Origin of the sequence: Burkholderia sp. JPY481, from assembly GCF_038900515.1 — a bacterium.
GTDB lineage: Bacteria > Pseudomonadota > Gammaproteobacteria > Burkholderiales > Burkholderiaceae > Paraburkholderia > Paraburkholderia youngii.
In genome coordinates, this window is sequence record NZ_JAYMRT010000016.1 from 144282 (window position 1) to 160677 (window position 16396).

10 protein-coding genes and 4 tRNA genes are annotated in these 16396 nt (G+C 60.1%); all 14 read right to left on the reverse strand.

Annotation, left to right across the window (positions count from 1 at the left end; all coding sequences use genetic code 11):
• Positions 1-158: 158 nt before the first annotated feature.
• The 14 genes from recQ to VSR82_RS30500 all read right to left on the reverse strand — a co-directional run bounded on the left by recQ (position 159) and on the right by VSR82_RS30500 (position 16164).
• Entirely contained in the window at positions 159-2006 is a 1848-nt protein-coding gene (gene recQ / locus VSR82_RS30435) for a DNA helicase RecQ (RefSeq protein WP_429461697.1), read from the reverse strand.
• Positions 2007-2232: 226 nt separating this feature from the next.
• Positions 2233-6471, reverse strand: a complete 4239-nt coding sequence (rpoC, locus tag VSR82_RS30440; protein WP_429461695.1) for a DNA-directed RNA polymerase subunit beta' — start codon at positions 6469-6471, stop codon at positions 2233-2235.
• Between the two features lie 21 nt (positions 6472-6492).
• Positions 6493-10599 carry a DNA-directed RNA polymerase subunit beta gene (gene rpoB, locus VSR82_RS30445; RefSeq protein WP_410850203.1) on the reverse strand — a complete coding sequence of 1369 codons (4107 nt, stop codon included), beginning with the start codon at positions 10597-10599 and terminating at the stop codon, positions 6493-6495.
• Between the two features lie 369 nt (positions 10600-10968).
• On the reverse strand, positions 10969-11346 hold the full coding sequence (rplL, locus tag VSR82_RS30450; RefSeq protein WP_018420143.1) for a 50S ribosomal protein L7/L12: 378 nt from the start codon (positions 11344-11346) through the stop codon (positions 10969-10971).
• Between the two features lie 63 nt (positions 11347-11409).
• Positions 11410-11913, reverse strand: a complete 504-nt coding sequence (gene rplJ / locus VSR82_RS30455; protein ID WP_115781228.1) for a 50S ribosomal protein L10 — start codon at positions 11911-11913, stop codon at positions 11410-11412.
• Positions 11914-12216: 303 nt separating this feature from the next.
• Positions 12217-12915: a 50S ribosomal protein L1 gene (rplA, locus tag VSR82_RS30460; RefSeq protein WP_013090766.1), complete on the reverse strand. Its 699-nt coding sequence runs from the start codon at positions 12913-12915 to the stop codon at positions 12217-12219.
• A complete protein-coding gene (rplK, locus tag VSR82_RS30465) occupies positions 12916-13347 on the reverse strand; it encodes a 50S ribosomal protein L11 (protein WP_008922976.1) in 432 nt (143 codons plus the stop codon).
• A gap of 160 nt (positions 13348-13507) precedes the next feature.
• Positions 13508-14065 carry a transcription termination/antitermination protein NusG gene (nusG, locus tag VSR82_RS30470; RefSeq protein ID WP_075303275.1) on the reverse strand — a complete coding sequence of 186 codons (558 nt, stop codon included), beginning with the start codon at positions 14063-14065 and terminating at the stop codon, positions 13508-13510.
• A gap of 1 nt (position 14066) precedes the next feature.
• Positions 14067-14447 carry a preprotein translocase subunit SecE gene (secE, locus tag VSR82_RS30475; RefSeq protein WP_410850202.1) on the reverse strand — a complete coding sequence of 127 codons (381 nt, stop codon included), beginning with the start codon at positions 14445-14447 and terminating at the stop codon, positions 14067-14069.
• A gap of 34 nt (positions 14448-14481) precedes the next feature.
• Positions 14482-14557: transfer RNA gene (locus VSR82_RS30480), tRNA-Trp, on the reverse strand.
• A gap of 64 nt (positions 14558-14621) precedes the next feature.
• Positions 14622-15812 (reverse strand): elongation factor Tu, encoded by a 1191-nt coding sequence (gene tuf / locus VSR82_RS30485; protein ID WP_013090760.1) that lies wholly within the window; start codon positions 15810-15812, stop codon positions 14622-14624.
• Positions 15813-15874: 62 nt separating this feature from the next.
• Positions 15875-15949, reverse strand: a tRNA-Thr gene (locus VSR82_RS30490).
• A gap of 16 nt (positions 15950-15965) precedes the next feature.
• Positions 15966-16039, reverse strand: a tRNA-Gly gene (locus tag VSR82_RS30495).
• A gap of 39 nt (positions 16040-16078) precedes the next feature.
• Positions 16079-16164: transfer RNA gene (locus tag VSR82_RS30500), tRNA-Tyr, on the reverse strand.
• Positions 16165-16396: the final 232 nt, after the last annotated feature.

Below are 16396 nucleotides of genomic sequence, written 5' to 3' on the forward strand. Positions count from 1 at the left end.
CGCATCGAACTTCCGGTTGGCCTACCTACGCACGAACTGAAGCCGCGCGCACGCATCCCAAGAACCGGAACCTAGCATAATATTCCGAAAATACTAAGGGAGTCAACAGGTTGCGATGTTTCGCATCGCTGTCAATCCGGCGAAATAGCCAGATGGGGTCAGTCGGCCGCTACGACGTTCAGCAGTTCGTAACCGAAACGGTCGAGTTTACGGGCGCCCATGCCTGGAATCCCACGCAGATCTTCGATCGAATCGGGGCCGAGACGGGCAATTTCCGCAAGCGTCGCGTCATGGAAAATCACATAAGCCGGCACGCCGTCGCTCTTCGCGGTTTCGGTGCGCCACATGCGTAGACGCTCCCAGCGGGCCCGCTCGCGAGGGCCCATCCCAATGGTCGGATCGGCGCGTTCGCTCGTGCGCCCCGACGATTGACGCGTGCGTGTGGGCTTGACGTAGCGCCGCATCGTCACCTTCTGCTCGCCCTTGAGCACCGGCTTGCTCGCCTCCGTGAGCACGAGCGACCCGAAGCCCTCGTGGTCGACCGTCAGGTAGCCGAATGCGACTAGCTGACGGAAGATCGCACGCCATTCCGGCTCACCGAGTGCCGCGCCAATCCCAAACGTGGTCAGCTTCTCGTGCCCGCGCTGCAGGATTTTCTCGCTGCGGTTGCCGCGCAAAATGTCGATCAAGTGTCCGGCGCCGAAATGAAAGCCGCTCGCACGCTGCGCGCGAAACACGCACGACAGCGCCATCTGCGCCTCGCGCGTCGCATCCCAGGTCGGAGGCGGCTCGAGGCAGTTGTCGCAGTTTCCGCACGGTTGGCTCGTTTCGCCGAAGTACGCGAGCAGGCGCACCCGCCGGCAGGTCGCCGTTTCGCACAAACCGAGCAACGCATCGAGCTTGCCGGTCTGGACGCGCTTGTGGGCGTCATCGGCTTCGGATTCGTCGATCATCTTGCGCTGCTGCACGACGTCGCCGAGCCCGTAGGCCATCCACGCATTCGACGGTAGGCCGTCGCGGCCCGCCCGGCCGGTCTCCTGGTAGTACCCTTCCACGCTCTTTGGCAAATCCAGATGCGCGACGAACCGCACATCGGGTTTGTCGATGCCCATGCCGAACGCAATCGTCGCGCACATCACGATGCCTTCCTCGCGCTGGAACATTTCCTGATGCTTCTGGCGCACTTCGAATTCCATGCCGGCGTGGTATGGCAGCGCGCGCATGCCCTTTTCCTTCAACCACTCCGCGGTCTCCTCGACCTTGCGGCGCGACAGGCAATAGACGACGCCCGCGTCGGTCGTGCCGTCGGCCCTCGTGTGCTCGGCGCGGATGAAGTCGAGCAGCTGCGTGCGCGCGTTGTCTTTTTCAGCGATGCGATAGCGGATGTTCGGCCGATCGAAACTCGACACGAACACGCGCGCGTCCTCGAGCGCGAGACGGTGAATGATTTCGTCGCGCGTGATCGCGTCGGCGGTCGCCGTCAGCGCGATGCGCGGCACATTAGGAAAGCGCTCGTGCAGTACCGACAGCTGGATATATTCGGGCCGGAAATCGTGTCCCCATTGCGACACACAGTGCGCTTCGTCGATCGCGAAAAGGCCGATGCGCGTGCGCTCGAGCAGTTCCTGGAAGCGCGACGTCATCAGTCGCTCCGGAGCGACGTAGAGCAGATCGATGTCGCCGTCGCGAAGCGCCCGTTCGGTGGCCATCGCCTCCGAGCTCGACAGCGTCGAATTCAGATACGCGGCCCGCACGCCGACTTCGGTCAACGCGGCCACCTGATCCTGCATCAGCGCGATCAGCGGCGACACCACGATGCCGGTGCCAAAGCCGCGTTCGCGCCGCACTAGCGACGGAATCTGATAGCACAGCGATTTGCCGCCGCCCGTCGGCATCAGCACGAGGCAATCGCCGCCATCGGCGACGTGCTCGACAATTTCGCCCTGCTGCCCTCTGAACGCGGGATAACCAAAGACTTCGTTGAGGATTTCGAGCGGACGGGACATGTATTTGACAGAGACGGCGAAGGGAACGGCACGCAGGCGGTGAGACGAATTTTACCAACGCATTTGCGCCGCGCCCGCGCTTTGCGACAACCTTGGCCATCCGGCCTAGGGGTGCTCCCGCGCATGGCGCCGATGCACGCGCAAAAAATGAGCAAAAAAAAGCCGCTCAGTCGAAACTGAGCGGCTTTGGTGGCGCGTCAGGCAAGGCGGCTTGCGCCGCCAGCACTTACTCGCCCGAGTGCTGCTGTTCGGCGGCCGGGGTTTCCGGCGTACCGAATTCGAACGACTCTTCCGCTGCGATCTGATCGAAACGCTCGCGGTCGGCCAGTTCCTTGCTCTTGCGCGCCTTGTGGAACGCGAGACCCGTACCGGCCGGAATCAGACGGCCGACGATCACGTTTTCCTTCAGGCCACGCAGGTCGTCGCGCTTGCCCATGATCGCCGCTTCGGTCAGCACGCGGGTCGTTTCCTGGAACGACGCCGCGGAGATAAACGAATCGGTCGACAGCGACGCCTTCGTGATACCAAGCAGCACGTTTTCGTACGTTGCCGGACGCTTGTCTTCCGCGATCATACGGTCGTTCTCGTCGAGCATGTCCGATCGCTCGACCTGTTCGCCCGGGATGAAACGCGTATCGCCGTTGTCGGTGATCTGCACGCGGCGCAGCATCTGACGCACGATCACTTCAATGTGCTTGTCGTTGATCTTCACGCCCTGCAGACGGTACACGTCCTGCACTTCGTCCACGATGTAACGCGACAGCGCCTCGACGCCCTGCAGACGCAGGATGTCGTGCGGATCCGCCGGTCCGTCGACGATCATTTCGCCCTTGTTGACGACCTGACCATCGTGCACCAGAACCTGCTTTTCCTTCGCGATCAGGAACTCGTGCTGGTTGCCCTCGAGGTCCGTGATAACGAGACGCTGCTTGCCCTTCGTGTCCTTACCGAACGACGTCGTACCCGTGACTTCCGCCAGGATACCTGCGTCCTTCGGCGAACGTGCTTCGAACAGTTCCGCCACACGCGGCAGACCACCGGTAATGTCACGCGTCTTCTGCGATTCGGTCGGGATACGTGCAAGCACTTCACCGACCTGCACCTGCTGACCGTCCTTCACGGTGATCAGCGCGCCGACCTGGAAGCCGATCTGCACCGAGTGCTCGGTGTTCGGGATCTTCACTTCCTCGCCGTTCGCATCGAGCAGCTTGACCTGCGGACGCACCGTCTTCGACGCCTGCGAACCACGACGCTTCACGTCGATCACGACGAGCGTGGACAGACCCGTCACGTCGTCGATCTGCTTCGCGACCGTCACGCCTTCCTCGACGTTCTCGAACTTCACCGTACCACCGTACTCGGTGATGATCGGACGCGTCATCGGATCCCACGTGGCCAGTTGCGTGCCGGCCTTGATCTGCGCACCGTCGAGCTGCAGCAGCGTCGCGCCGTACGGCACCTTGTGACGCTCGCGCTCGCGGCCGTGATCGTCGGTGATCATCGCTTCGCCCGAACGCGAGATGACGATCTGTTCGCCCTTCGCATTCGTGACGTAACGCATCGTCGACGTGAAACGCACCGTACCGTTCGACTTCGCTTCGACCGACGAAGCCACCGCCGCACGCGACGCCGCGCCACCGATGTGGAACGTACGCATCGTGAGCTGCGTGCCCGGTTCACCGATCGACTGCGCCGCGATCACGCCGACCGCTTCGCCGACGTTCACCAGCGAGCCGCGGCCGAGGTCGCGACCGTAGCAGGCCGCGCACAGACCGTAGCGCGTTTCGCAGGTGAGCGGCGTGCGCACGCGCACTTCGTCGATGCCGAGGCGTTCGATATCTTCGACCGCGTCTTCGTCGAGCAACGTGCCCGCTTCGAACAGCGTTTCCTGCGATTCCGGGTTGACGATGTCAGCCACGGCCACGCGACCCAGAATACGGTCACGCAGCGCTTCGACCACTTCACCGCCTTCCACCAGCGCCTTCATCGCCACGCCGTTCGACGTGCCGCAATCTTCCTCGACGACGACCAGATCCTGCGTCACGTCGACCAGACGACGCGTCAGGTAACCCGAGTTCGCGGTCTTCAGCGCCGTATCAGCCAGACCCTTACGTGCACCGTGGGTCGAGATGAAGTACTGCAACACGTTCAGACCTTCGCGGAAGTTCGCCGTAATCGGCGTCTCGATGATCGAGCCGTCCGGCTTCGCCATCAGGCCGCGCATACCTGCCAGCTGACGAATCTGAACCGCGGAACCACGAGCGCCCGAGTCCGCCATCATGTAGATGGAGTTGAACGACTCCTGACGCGTCTGGTTGCCGTCACGGTCCGTGACCGGTTCCGTCGACAGCTGTTCCATCATCGCCTTGCCGACTGCTTCCGACGTTGCCGACCAGATGTCGACCACGTTGTTGTAGCGTTCCTGGGCGGTGACGAGACCCGACATGTACTGACGGTCGTATTCCTTCACCTTCTTCGCGGCATCGCCGACGATAGTTTCTTTCTGCGGCGGCACGAGCATGTCGTCGACGCAGATCGAAATACCAGCGCGCGTTGCCAGACGGAAGCCCGACTGCATCAACTGGTCGGCGAAAATCACCGTCTCACGCAGACCGCACTTGCGGAACGCGGTGTTGATCAGACGCGAGATTTCCTTCTTCTTCAGCGGCTTGTTCAGCACCGAGAACGGCAGACCCGGCGGCAGGATTTCCGACAGGATCGAGCGGCCAACCGTGGTCGCGTACAGCGTGATCTTCGGCACGAACGCCGGCGCGCCTTCCGACTTGTCTTCGTTGTGGACCATTTCGGTGATCCGCACGTTGACGCGCGAGGCAAGCTCGACTTCCTTGTTCTCGTACGCGCGCAGCACTTCCGACACGCCCGTGAACGTCAGGCCTTCGCCCTTGCCGTTCACCGCTTCGCGCGTCGCGTAGTACAGGCCGAGCACGATGTCCTGCGACGGCACGATCGACGGATCCCCGTTTGCCGGGAACAGCACGTTGTTCGACGCGAGCATGAGCGTGCGCGCTTCCATCTGCGCTTCGAGCGACAGCGGCACATGAACGGCCATCTGGTCACCGTCGAAGTCGGCGTTGAACGCCGCGCAGACGAGCGGGTGCAGCTGGATTGCCTTACCTTCGATCAGCACGGGCTCGAAAGCCTGGATGCCGAGACGGTGCAGCGTCGGCGCACGGTTCAGCATGACCGGATGTTCGCGGATCACCTCTTCGAGGATGTCCCACACCACCGGCGTCTGGTTCTCGACTTCCTTCTTCGCAGCCTTGATGGTGGTAGCGACACCCATCACTTCGAGCTTGTTGAAGATGAACGGCTTGAACAGTTCGAGTGCCATCAGCTTCGGCAGACCGCACTGATGCAGCTTCAGCGTCGGGCCGACCACGATCACCGAACGGCCGGAGTAGTCGACACGCTTACCGAGCAGGTTCTGACGGAAGCGACCGCCCTTACCCTTGATCATGTCAGCGAGCGACTTCAGCGGACGCTTGTTCGCACCGGTCATCGCCTTGCCGCGACGGCCGTTGTCGAGCAGCGAGTCGACGGCTTCCTGCAGCATCCGCTTTTCGTTGCGGACGATGATTTCAGGTGCCTTCAGCTCGAGCAGACGCTTCAACCGGTTGTTACGGTTGATCACGCGGCGATACAGGTCGTTCAGATCCGACGTCGCGAAACGGCCGCCGTCGAGCGGCACCAGCGGACGCAGTTCCGGCGGCAGCACCGGCAGCACTTCGAGGACCATCCAGTCCGGCTTGATGCCCGAACGCTGGAACGCCTCAAGCACCTTCAGGCGCTTCGCGTACTTCTTGATCTTCGCTTCCGAGCCGGTGTTGCGCAGTTCCGTGCGCAGCATTTCGACCTGCTCGTCGATGTTGATCGCACGCAGCAGCTCGCGAATACCTTCCGCGCCCATTTCGGCACGGAATTCGTCACCGTATTCCTCGACCTTGTTGTAGTAATCCTCTTCGGTCATGATCTGCCGCGTTTTGAGCGGCGTCATGCCCGGATCGATCACCACGTATGCTTCGAAGTACAGCACGCGCTCGATATCGCGCAACGTCATGTCGAGCACCATGCCCAGACGCGACGGCAGCGACTTCAGGAACCAGATGTGCGCGACCGGTGAGGCCAGTTCAATGTGGCCCATGCGCTCGCGACGCACCTTCGCGAGCGTCACTTCGACGCCGCACTTCTCGCAGATCACGCCGCGGTGCTTCAGGCGCTTGTACTTGCCGCAAAGGCATTCGTAGTCCTTGATCGGACCAAAGATCTTCGCGCAGAACAGACCATCGCGCTCCGGCTTGAACGTGCGGTAGTTGATGGTTTCCGGCTTTTTGACTTCACCGAACGACCACGAACGGATCTTGTCAGGCGAGGCCAGACCGATCTTGATCGCGTCAAAAACTTCAGGTTGTTGGACTTGCTTGAATAGATCGAGCAAAGCTTTCATCGCTTCTCTCCAGTAGTCCGATTAGTTCCGGTCCAGGTCGATGTCGATACCCAGCGACCGGATTTCCTTCACCAACACGTTGAACGACTCAGGCATGCCGGCATCGATCACGTGATCGCCCTTCACCAGGTTCTCGTAAACCTTGGTCCGGCCGGTCACGTCGTCCGACTTCACCGTCAGCATTTCCTGCAGCACGTACGATGCGCCGTACGCTTCGAGCGCCCACACTTCCATCTCACCGAAACGCTGGCCACCGAACTGCGCCTTACCGCCCAACGGCTGCTGCGTCACGAGCGAGTATGGGCCCGTGGAACGCGCGTGCATCTTGTCGTCGACCAGGTGGTGCAGCTTCAGGTAGTGCATGTAGCCGACCGTCACCGTACGTTCGAACATCTCGCCCGTGCGGCCGTCGAACAGACGCACCTGGTTCTTCGACGGCGTCATGCCGAGGTTTTCAGCGATGTCGTCCGGGAACGCCAGATCCAGCGCGCGCGACATTTCTTCTTCCGTCGCACCGTCGAACACCGGCGTTGCGAACGGCACGCCTTCGCGCAGGTTCTTCGCCAGTTCGAGGATTTCGTCGTCGCTGAAGCTATCCAGCTCTTCGGCACGGCCTGATTCGTTGTAGATCTTGATCAGGAATTCGCGCAGTTCTGCGATCTTCGCCTGACGCTGGAGCATTTCGCCGATACGCCAGCCGAGACCCTTCGCGGCCCAACCCAGATGCACTTCGAGAACCTGACCCACGTTCATCCGCGACGGCACGCCGAGCGGGTTCAGAACGACGTCAGCCGGACGGCCGTCGGCCATGTACGGCATGTCTTCGATCGGCACGATCTTCGACACGACACCCTTGTTACCGTGACGGCCTGCCATCTTGTCGCCGGGCTGCAGACGGCGTTTCACCGCCAGATACACCTTCACCATCTTCAGCACGCCCGGCGGCAGTTCGTCGCCCTGGGTCAGCTTCTTGCGCTTCTCTTCGAACGCGAGATCGAACTGGTGACGCTTCTCTTCGATCGAGTTCTTGATCGCCTCGAGCTGGGCTGCTGCTTCTTCATCCGCGAGGCGGATGTCGAACCAGTGGTAGTGGTCCAGATCTTCAAGGTAAGCGCGCTCGATCTTCGTGCCTTTCGCGAGCTTCTTCGGACCGCCGTTCGCGACCTTGCCTTCGAGCATACGCGCGAGACGCTGGAACGCATCGCCTTCCACGATACGCAGCTGGTCGTTCAGGTCGAGACGATAGCGCTTCAGTTCATCGTCGATGATCTGTTGGGCGCGCTTGTCGCGCTGGATGCCTTCACGCGTGAACACCTGAACGTCGATCACGGTACCGCTCATGCCCGACGGCACACGCAGCGACGTGTCCTTCACGTCAGACGCCTTCTCACCGAAGATCGCGCGCAGCAGCTTCTCTTCCGGAGTCAGCTGGGTTTCGCCCTTCGGCGTGACCTTGCCGACCAGCACGTCGCCCGCTTCGACTTCCGCGCCGATGTAAACGATGCCCGACTCGTCGAGACGGCCAAGCTGCACTTCCGCGAGGTTCGAGATGTCGCGCGTGATTTCTTCCGGTCCGAGCTTCGTGTCGCGAGCAACGACGTTCAGTTCTTCGATGTGGATCGACGTGTAACGGTCGTCCGCAACCACCTTCTCCGAGATCAGGATCGAGTCTTCGAAGTTGTAGCCGTTCCACGGCATGAACGCGATCAACATGTTCTGGCCGAGCGCGAGCTCGCCCAGATCGGTCGATGCGCCGTCAGCCAGCACGTCACCGCGCGCAACCTTGTCGCCCATCTTCACGATCGGACGCTGGTTGATGTTCGTGTTCTGGTTCGAACGCGTGTACTTGATCAGGTTGTAAATGTCGACACCGACTTCACCTGCGACCGCTTCGTCGTCATTCACGCGAATCACGATACGGCCCGCGTCGACGTAATCGACCACTCCGCCACGCAGTGCCTGAACCGTCGTGCCCGAGTCGACCGCCACGGTGCGCTCGATGCCCGTACCGACGACCGGCTTTTCCGGACGCAGACACGGCACAGCTTGGCGCTGCATGTTCGAGCCCATCAATGCGCGGTTCGCGTCGTCGTGCTCGAGGAACGGGATCAGCGAAGCTGCGACCGACACGATCTGCGACGGCGCCACGTCCATGTACTGGATGCGGTCCGGCGTGACCATCAGCGTTTCGCCCGCTTCACGCGACGACACGAGTTCGTCGGTCAGCGTGCCGTCGTCGGCCACCGCCGCGTTCGCCTGGGCGATCACGTAACGGCCTTCTTCGATCGCCGACAGGTAATCGATCTGGTCGGTCACCTTGCCGTCGGCAACCTTGCGATACGGCGTTTCGAGGAAGCCGTATTCGTTCAGGTGCGCGTACAGAGCGAGCGAGTTGATCAGACCGATGTTCGGTCCTTCCGGCGTTTCAATCGGGCACACACGGCCGTAGTGGGTCGGATGCACGTCGCGGACTTCGAAGCCTGCGCGCTCACGCGTCAGACCGCCCGGGCCCAGTGCGGAAACACGACGCTTGTGCGTGATTTCCGACAGCGGGTTGGTCTGGTCCATGAACTGAGACAGCTGCGACGAACCGAAGAACTCGCGAATCGCCGACGAAATCGGCTTCGAGTTGATCAGGTCGTGCGGCATCAGGTTTTCGCTTTCGGCCTGGCCGAGGCGTTCCTTCACAGCACGTTCGACACGCACGAGGCCCGCGCGGAACTGGTTCTCCGCGAGTTCGCCGACGCAACGCACACGACGGTTACCGAGGTGGTCGATGTCGTCCACTTCGCCCTTGCCGTTGCGCAGTTCGACGAGGATCTTGATCGTCGCGAGGATGTCGTCGTCCTGCAGCGTCATCGGGCCGACGATTTCGTCACGGCCGACGCGGCGGTTGAACTTCATCCGACCCACCTTCGACAGGTCGTACGCTTCTTCGCTGTAGAACAGGCGGTTGAACAACGCCTCGACCGCTTCTTCGGTCGGCGGCTCGCCCGGGCGCATCATGCGGTAGATTGCGATGCGCGCGGCCATCTTGTCGGCCGTTTCGTCGATACGCAGCGTCGACGAGATGTACGGACCCTGGTCTAGATCGTTCGTATAGAGCGTCTGGATGTCCTTGATCTTCGCTTCGCGCAGCTTCTCGAGCACGGATTCCGTGATTTCGTCGTTCGCGTTCGCGATGACTTCACCCGTATCGCCGTCGATCACGTTCTTCGCGAGCACGCGGCCGAGCAGATAGTCTTCCGGTACCGAGATGAACTTGGTTTTCGCGTTGTCCAGGTCGCGAATATGCTTGGCGTTGATCCGCTTGTCCTTCTGGACGATCACGTTGCCGTCGCGGTCCGTGATATCGAAGCGCGCGACTTCACCGCGCAGACGCTCCGGCACGAATTCCATCTGCGCGCCTTCCGGCATCAGCGTGAAATTGTCGAACACGAAGAAGTTTGCGAGGATCTGTTCCGGCGTCAGGCCGATTGCCTTCAACAGGATCGTGACCGGCATCTTGCGGCGGCGGTCGACGCGGAAGTACAGCACGTCCTTCGGGTCGAACTCGAAGTCGAGCCACGAGCCACGGTAAGGAATGATACGTGCCGAAAACAGCAGCTTGCCCGAGCTGTGCGTCTTGCCCTTGTCGTGTTCGAAGAACACACCCGGCGAACGGTGCAGCTGCGAAACGATCACACGTTCCGTGCCGTTGATGACGAACGAACCGGTCGGTGTCATGAGCGGAATTTCGCCCATGTATACTTCCTGTTCCTTCACTTCCTTGACGACCGGCTTGCTCGGCGATTCCTTGTCGAGCAGCACCAGACGCACCTTGGCGCGCAGCGCCGAGCAGTACGTCAGACCGCGCTGCTGGCATTCCTTGATGTTGAATGCCGGCGGAGACAGCATGTAGCTGACGAACTCGAGACGCGCGAAACCGTTGTGCGAAACGATCGGGAAAACGGAAGTGAACGCGGCCTGCAGGCCTTCCGGCTTGCGTTGAGTAGACGACGTATCTGCTTGCAGAAACGTGCTGAATGATTCAAGCTGGGTAGCCAGCAGGAAAGGTACTTGGTGAACGATGGGGCGCTTCGCAAAACTCTTGCGAATACGCTTCTTCTCGGTGAAGGAATATTGCATACGATCTCCGAATCACGGCGGGCATAGTTGTCGAGGCAGGATACCTTGATGAGACAACCCGAGTGTTCACCGACTGAGACCCGATGGCCGTCCGATGGCTTGAACGAGCCTAGAAGCTTGGTGGTTGGCCGCTACCAACCGCTGGCTGACGGCAGCGGATGCCTGTGTTGCCCGCTACCCGACCAAACTTGCCTTCTGCAGTCGCTTCAGAAGACAAAGAGAAACGCCGGTCAATATTACCGAGGGCGTTTCTCTTTGGCTTCTGGAAATCACATTCCTGCTGGCATACACCTGCAAAAACGCGTCCTCCACAAAGCACAAAAAGGCCGGCGGTGGAAAACCGCCAGCCTTCGCACAGCGCGCTGAAGCTTACTTGATTTCAACCTTCGCGCCGGCTTCTTCCAGCTTCTTCTTGGCTTCTTCAGCAGCAGCCTTGGGCACCGCTTCCTTAACGGGCTTCGGTGCGCCGTCGACCAGATCCTTCGCTTCCTTCAGGCCGAGACCCGTCAGTTCGCGAACAGCCTTAATGACCGAAACCTTGTTTGCACCGGTCTCAGCCAGGATGACCGTGAATTCGGTCTGCTCTTCAGCAGCAGCTGCGCCGCCGGCTGCACCTGCCGGGCCTGCCACTGCAACAGCAGCTGCCGACACGCCAAACTTTTCTTCGAACGCCTTGACCAGCTCGTTCAGTTCCAGAACCGACATCGAGCCTACGGCTTCGAGGATGTCTTCTTTTGCGATTGCCATTTGAAATACTCCTAAATTGAATTCGGATACAGCCAGCGATCAATTACGCTCGACTGAAGTGCATTACGCAGCGGTTTCTTCGCCTTGTTTCTTTTCTGCAAGCGCGGCCAGAGCGCGCGCAAAGCCAGAAACAGGTGCCTGCATAACGAACAACAGCTTGGAGAGCAGTTCTTCGCGGCTCGGGATGTTTGCCAGCGCTTGCACGCCCGCCTTGTCCATCACCTTGCCTTCGTAGGAACCAGCCTTGATGACCAACTTGTCATTGCTCTTGCTGAAGTCATTGACGACCTTAGCAGCAGCAATTGCATCTTCGGAGATGCCGTAGATCAGGGGGCCAGTCATCTGCTCTGCCAGCGGAGCAAACGGGGTACCCTCAACGGCGCGACGCGCCAGCGTGTTCTTCAACACGCGAAGGTAAACCTGTTGCTCACGCGCTTTCGCGCGCAGCTTGGTCAGATCGCCAACCGCGATTCCACGATACTCAGCCAGAACCACGGTCTGAGCTTTCGCGACTTGCGCGGCAACCTCAGCGACGACGGCCTGCTTGCTTTCTTTGTTGAGTGGCACGGTTAACCTCCAGATTCGATACACGCAGCGTGCGCCATGTGTACCGCATTCAATAACGGCGTCCGACCAGTCAGGAGTATTTCGACCGTCCGAAGCCCGCATTCCCACGGACATCCGACGGCTTCATCACTACAAAACCTTTTCGGGTTCGCCATCTGCGTTGGCTTTACATTAAGGACCCGCCTACCTGCTGCGTGCCCGCCAACGGTCTTTGACAACCGGTTGCGCAGTGCAGACTGCCACCTCGCAACCGCCCAAAGCCCATAAAAACCGCTCCGATTCGCACCGGAGCGGCCAAATTCATTACTGTGCAGCGATCGACGTTTGGTCGACGCGAACGCCAACACCCATCGTGCTCGACAGAGCGACCTTGCGGAGGTACACACCCTTGCTCGTTGCCGGCTTCGCCTTTTGCAGCGCTTCGATCAGCGCGTTCAGGTTGTTGCGCAGAGCTGCCGGTTCGAACGAAGCACGGCCGATCGTTGCGTGGATGATACCGGCCTTGTCGACACGGAATTGCACCTGACCCGCCTTGGCGTTCTTGACCGCGGTCGCGACGTCCGGCGTGACCGTGCCGACCTTCGGGTTCGGCATCAGACCGCGCGGGCCGAGGATCTGACCGAGCGTACCGACAATACGCATCGTGTCCGGCGAAGCGATCACGATGTCGAAGTTCAGGTTGCCGGCCTTGACCTGTTCAGCGAGGTCTTCCATACCGACGACGTCAGCACCAGCCGCACGAGCCTGCTCAGCCTTGTCGCCCTGCGCGAACACAGCGACACGGACCGACTTACCAGTACCAGCCGGCAGCACGACCGAGCCACGAACCACTTGATCCGATTTCTTTGCGTCGATGCCGAGTTGCACGGCGACGTCGATCGACTCGTCGAACTTCGCGCTTGCACATTCCTTCACGAGCGACAAAGCATCCTCGATCGGATACAGCTTCTGACGATCCACTTTGGCTGCAAATGCTTGCAGACGCTTCGAAAGCTTAGCCATTTACACGCCCTCCACGGTGATGCCCATCGAGCGGGCGCTACCAGCGATCGTACGAACCGCTGCGTCCAAATCAGCAGCCGTCAGATCGGGCATCTTGGTCTTGGCGATATCTTCGGCTTGAGCGCGGGTGATCTTGCCGACCTTGTCGGTATGCGGCTTGCTTGAACCCTTGTCGAGCTTCGCTGCCTTCTTGATCAAAACCGTTGCCGGCGGCGTCTTCAGAACGAATGTGAAGCTCTTGTCTGCGAATGCCGTGATCACAACAGGAATCGGCAGACCCGGCTCCATTGCTTGAGTCTGCGCGTTGAACGCCTTGCAGAACTCCATGATGTTTAGGCCGCGCTGACCCAGTGCCGGACCAACCGGCGGCGACGGGTTGGCTTTACCTGCAGGAATCTGCAGCTTAATAAAGCCGATAATTTTCTTTGCCATTTCGAGAACCTCTTTGGAACGCCGACCTACGTGCGGACGCTCAGTGAGTAGTAGCGCGTGTTCGCCGACGCTTGGCTAATTACGCTCCTCAACGGCCATTACGCGGACCGTAAGCGCGAAATACGGAACGCACCCAGCGGTGCGTTCCGTAAAACTAGGACTACAACTTTTCGACCTGACCGAATTCCAACTCGACCGGCGTTGCCCGGCCGAAGATCGTAACGGAAACACGGACTCGCGACTTTTCGTAGTTCACTTCTTCGACGCTGCCGTTGAAATCTGTGAACGGGCCTTCTTTTACCCGCACCATCTCGCCCACTTCGAACAGGGTCTTCGGACGTGGCTTCTCCACGCCCTCCTGCATTTGCGACATGATTTTTTCGACTTCCCGCGGGGAAATCGGACTAGGGCGGTTGCGCGCCCCCCCTACAAAACCGGTCACCTTGGCCGTGTTCTTCACCAGGTGCCACGTTTCATCCGTCATTTCCATCTCGACTAGAACGTAGCCGGGGAAGAAACGGCGTTCCGTCACTGATTTGTGACCGCCCTTTACCTCAACAACTTCTTCTGTGGGAACGAGGATCTGGCCAAACTGATCCTGCATGCCAGCCCGCTCAATGCGCTCTTGGAGCGCTCGCTGCACACTCTTCTCCATACCTGAGTATGCGTGCACCACGTACCAACGTTTGCCGCTCGGGGATGCCGGAGTATCACTCATATCATTTCCAACCCAGAATCGCCGAGAAAATCGCCCACTCAATGGATTTATCACAAATCCAGAGGAAGATGGCCATCACGACTACGAAGCCGAACACTACAAGCGTCGTTTGGGTGGCTTCTTTGCGAGTCGGCCAAACGACCTTACGGACTTCTTTGTACGAGTCTCTGGCGAAAGCGATGAAACCCTTGCCCGGCGCTGAGAGAAGCCCGACTGCGACACCCGCGATCGCACCAACAGCCAAGGCGGCTCCGCGGATGTACCATTCCTGGCCACTAAGCCAGAAGAACCCCACGAACCCGGCCAAGACCAGCAACACACCGGCGATCAACATCATCTTGTCGCCGGATGTATTCACAGTTTCGACGGAAGGATTCGCCATAACACCTTAACGAGCGCCACTACGACGCGATAGTTGGCAGGGGCAGAGGGAATCGAACCCCCAACCTTCGGTTTTGGAGACCGACGCTCTGCCAGTTGAGCTATACCCCTAAACCATGTGGGGTTGACGACACCGCCAACCCCGATACAGCCGATTATCGAGAACTGTCTGGCGTTACTCGATGATCTTTGCGACGACACCAGCGCCGACCGTACGGCCACCTTCGCGGATTGCGAAGCGGAGACCTTCTTCCATCGCGATCGGGTTGATCAGCTTCACCGTGATCGACACGTTGTCGCCCGGCATCACCATTTCCTTGTCCTTCGGCAGCTCGATCGAGCCCGTCACGTCGGTCGTACGGAAGTAGAACTGCGGACGGTAGTTGTTGAAGAACGGCGTGTGACGGCCGCCTTCGTCCTTGCTGAGCACGTACACTTCAGCCGTGAAGTGGGTGTGCGGGTTGATCGAACCCGGCTTGGCCAGAACCTGACCACGCTCCACGTCTTCACGCTTCGTGCCGCGCAGCAGGATACCAACGTTGTCGCCGGCCTGACCCTGGTCGAGCAGCTTGCGGAACATTTCCACGCCCGTGCAGGTCGTCTTGGCCGTTGCCCGGATACCGACGATCTCGATTTCCTCGCCGACCTTGATCACGCCACGCTCGACGCGGCCCGTCACCACCGTGCCACGACCCGAGATCGAGAACACGTCTTCCACCGGCATCAGGAACGAACCGTCAACCGCGCGTTCCGGCGTCGGGATGTACGTGTCCAGCGCGTCGGCCAGGTTCATGATCGCCACTTCGCCCAGCTCGCCCTTGTCGCCTTCCAGCGCCAGCTTGGCCGAACCCTTGATGATCGGCGTGTCGTCGCCCGGGAAGTCGTACTTCGACAGAAGTTCGCGCACTTCCATCTCGACGAGCTCCAGCAGCTCGGCGTCGTCCACCATGTCGCACTTGTTCAGGAACACGATGATGTACGGAACGCCAACTTGACGCGCCAGCAGGATGTGCTCACGCGTTTGCGGCATCGGGCCGTCAGCAGCCGAGCACACCAGGATCGCGCCGTCCATCTGTGCCGCGCCCGTGATCATGTTCTTCACGTAGTCAGCGTGGCCCGGGCAGTCGACGTGTGCGTAGTGGCGGTTAGCCGTTTCGTACTCGACGTGCGCGGTATTGATGGTAATGCCACGTGCCTTTTCTTCCGGCGCCGCGTCGATCTGGTCGTAGGCCTTCGCCTCGCCGCCAAACTTCTGCGTCAGAACCGTCGTGATCGCTGCCGTCAGCGTGGTCTTGCCGTGGTCAACGTGACCGATCGTGCCCACGTTCACGTGCGGCTTGGTCCGCTCAAACTTACCCTTGGCCATTTTCGACTCCTAAGAGGATTTTCCGTACGTTGCGCCGGGCGCAAACAATCACCGAGTACTTCTGGTGCCCATGGGCAGGATCGAACTGCCGACCTCTCCCTTACCAAGGGAGTGCTCTACCACTGAGCCACATGGGCGTTACATCTGTGTTGCTGGAGCGGGTGAAGGGAATCGAACCCTCGTCGTAAGCTTGGAAGGCTTCTGCTCTACCATTGAGCTACACCCGCAAGGCCATGGATTCCCAACAACTGCTACAACTTGCATTCTGGTGGAGGAGGTTGGATTCGAACCAACGTAGGCGTAAGCCAACAGATTTACAGTCTGCCCCCTTTAGCCACTCGGGCACCCCTCCGCAGAGAACTAACGATTATGGGGGAACAACGTCGTTTTGTCAAGACCTGCTTGACCGTTCCGATCGCAAAGCTCTCACTTATATAGTGATTGGCTGTTAGCTTTCCGTAAACGCAAAAACCCCACCGCTGGGGGTGGGGTTTCTGGCTTGTGGGGGAGCCTGACGATTACCTACTTTCACACGGGCAATCCGCACTATCATCGGCGTGGAGTCGTTTCACGGTCCTGTTCGG

Bases quoted from the DNA above. Each gene is read 5' to 3' on its own strand.
- recQ (WP_429461697.1), bottom strand. From the start codon at position 2,006: ATGTCCCGTCCGCTCGAAATCCTCAACGAAGTCTTTGGTTATCCCGCG.
- rplK (WP_008922976.1), bottom strand. From the start codon at position 13,347: ATGGCAAAGAAAATTATCGGCTTTATTAAGCTGCAGATTCCTGCAGGT.
- rplA (WP_013090766.1), bottom strand. From the start codon at position 12,915: ATGGCTAAGCTTTCGAAGCGTCTGCAAGCATTTGCAGCCAAAGTGGAT.
- rplL (WP_018420143.1), bottom strand. From the start codon at position 11,346: ATGGCAATCGCAAAAGAAGACATCCTCGAAGCCGTAGGCTCGATGTCG.
- tuf (WP_013090760.1), bottom strand. From the start codon at position 15,812: ATGGCCAAGGGTAAGTTTGAGCGGACCAAGCCGCACGTGAACGTGGGC.
- secE (WP_410850202.1), bottom strand. From the start codon at position 14,447: ATGGCGAATCCTTCCGTCGAAACTGTGAATACATCCGGCGACAAGATG.
- rpoC (WP_429461695.1), bottom strand. From the start codon at position 6,471: ATGAAAGCTTTGCTCGATCTATTCAAGCAAGTCCAACAACCTGAAGTT.
- nusG (WP_075303275.1), bottom strand. From the start codon at position 14,065: ATGAGTGATACTCCGGCATCCCCGAGCGGCAAACGTTGGTACGTGGTG.
- rpoB (WP_410850203.1), bottom strand. From the start codon at position 10,599: ATGCAATATTCCTTCACCGAGAAGAAGCGTATTCGCAAGAGTTTTGCG.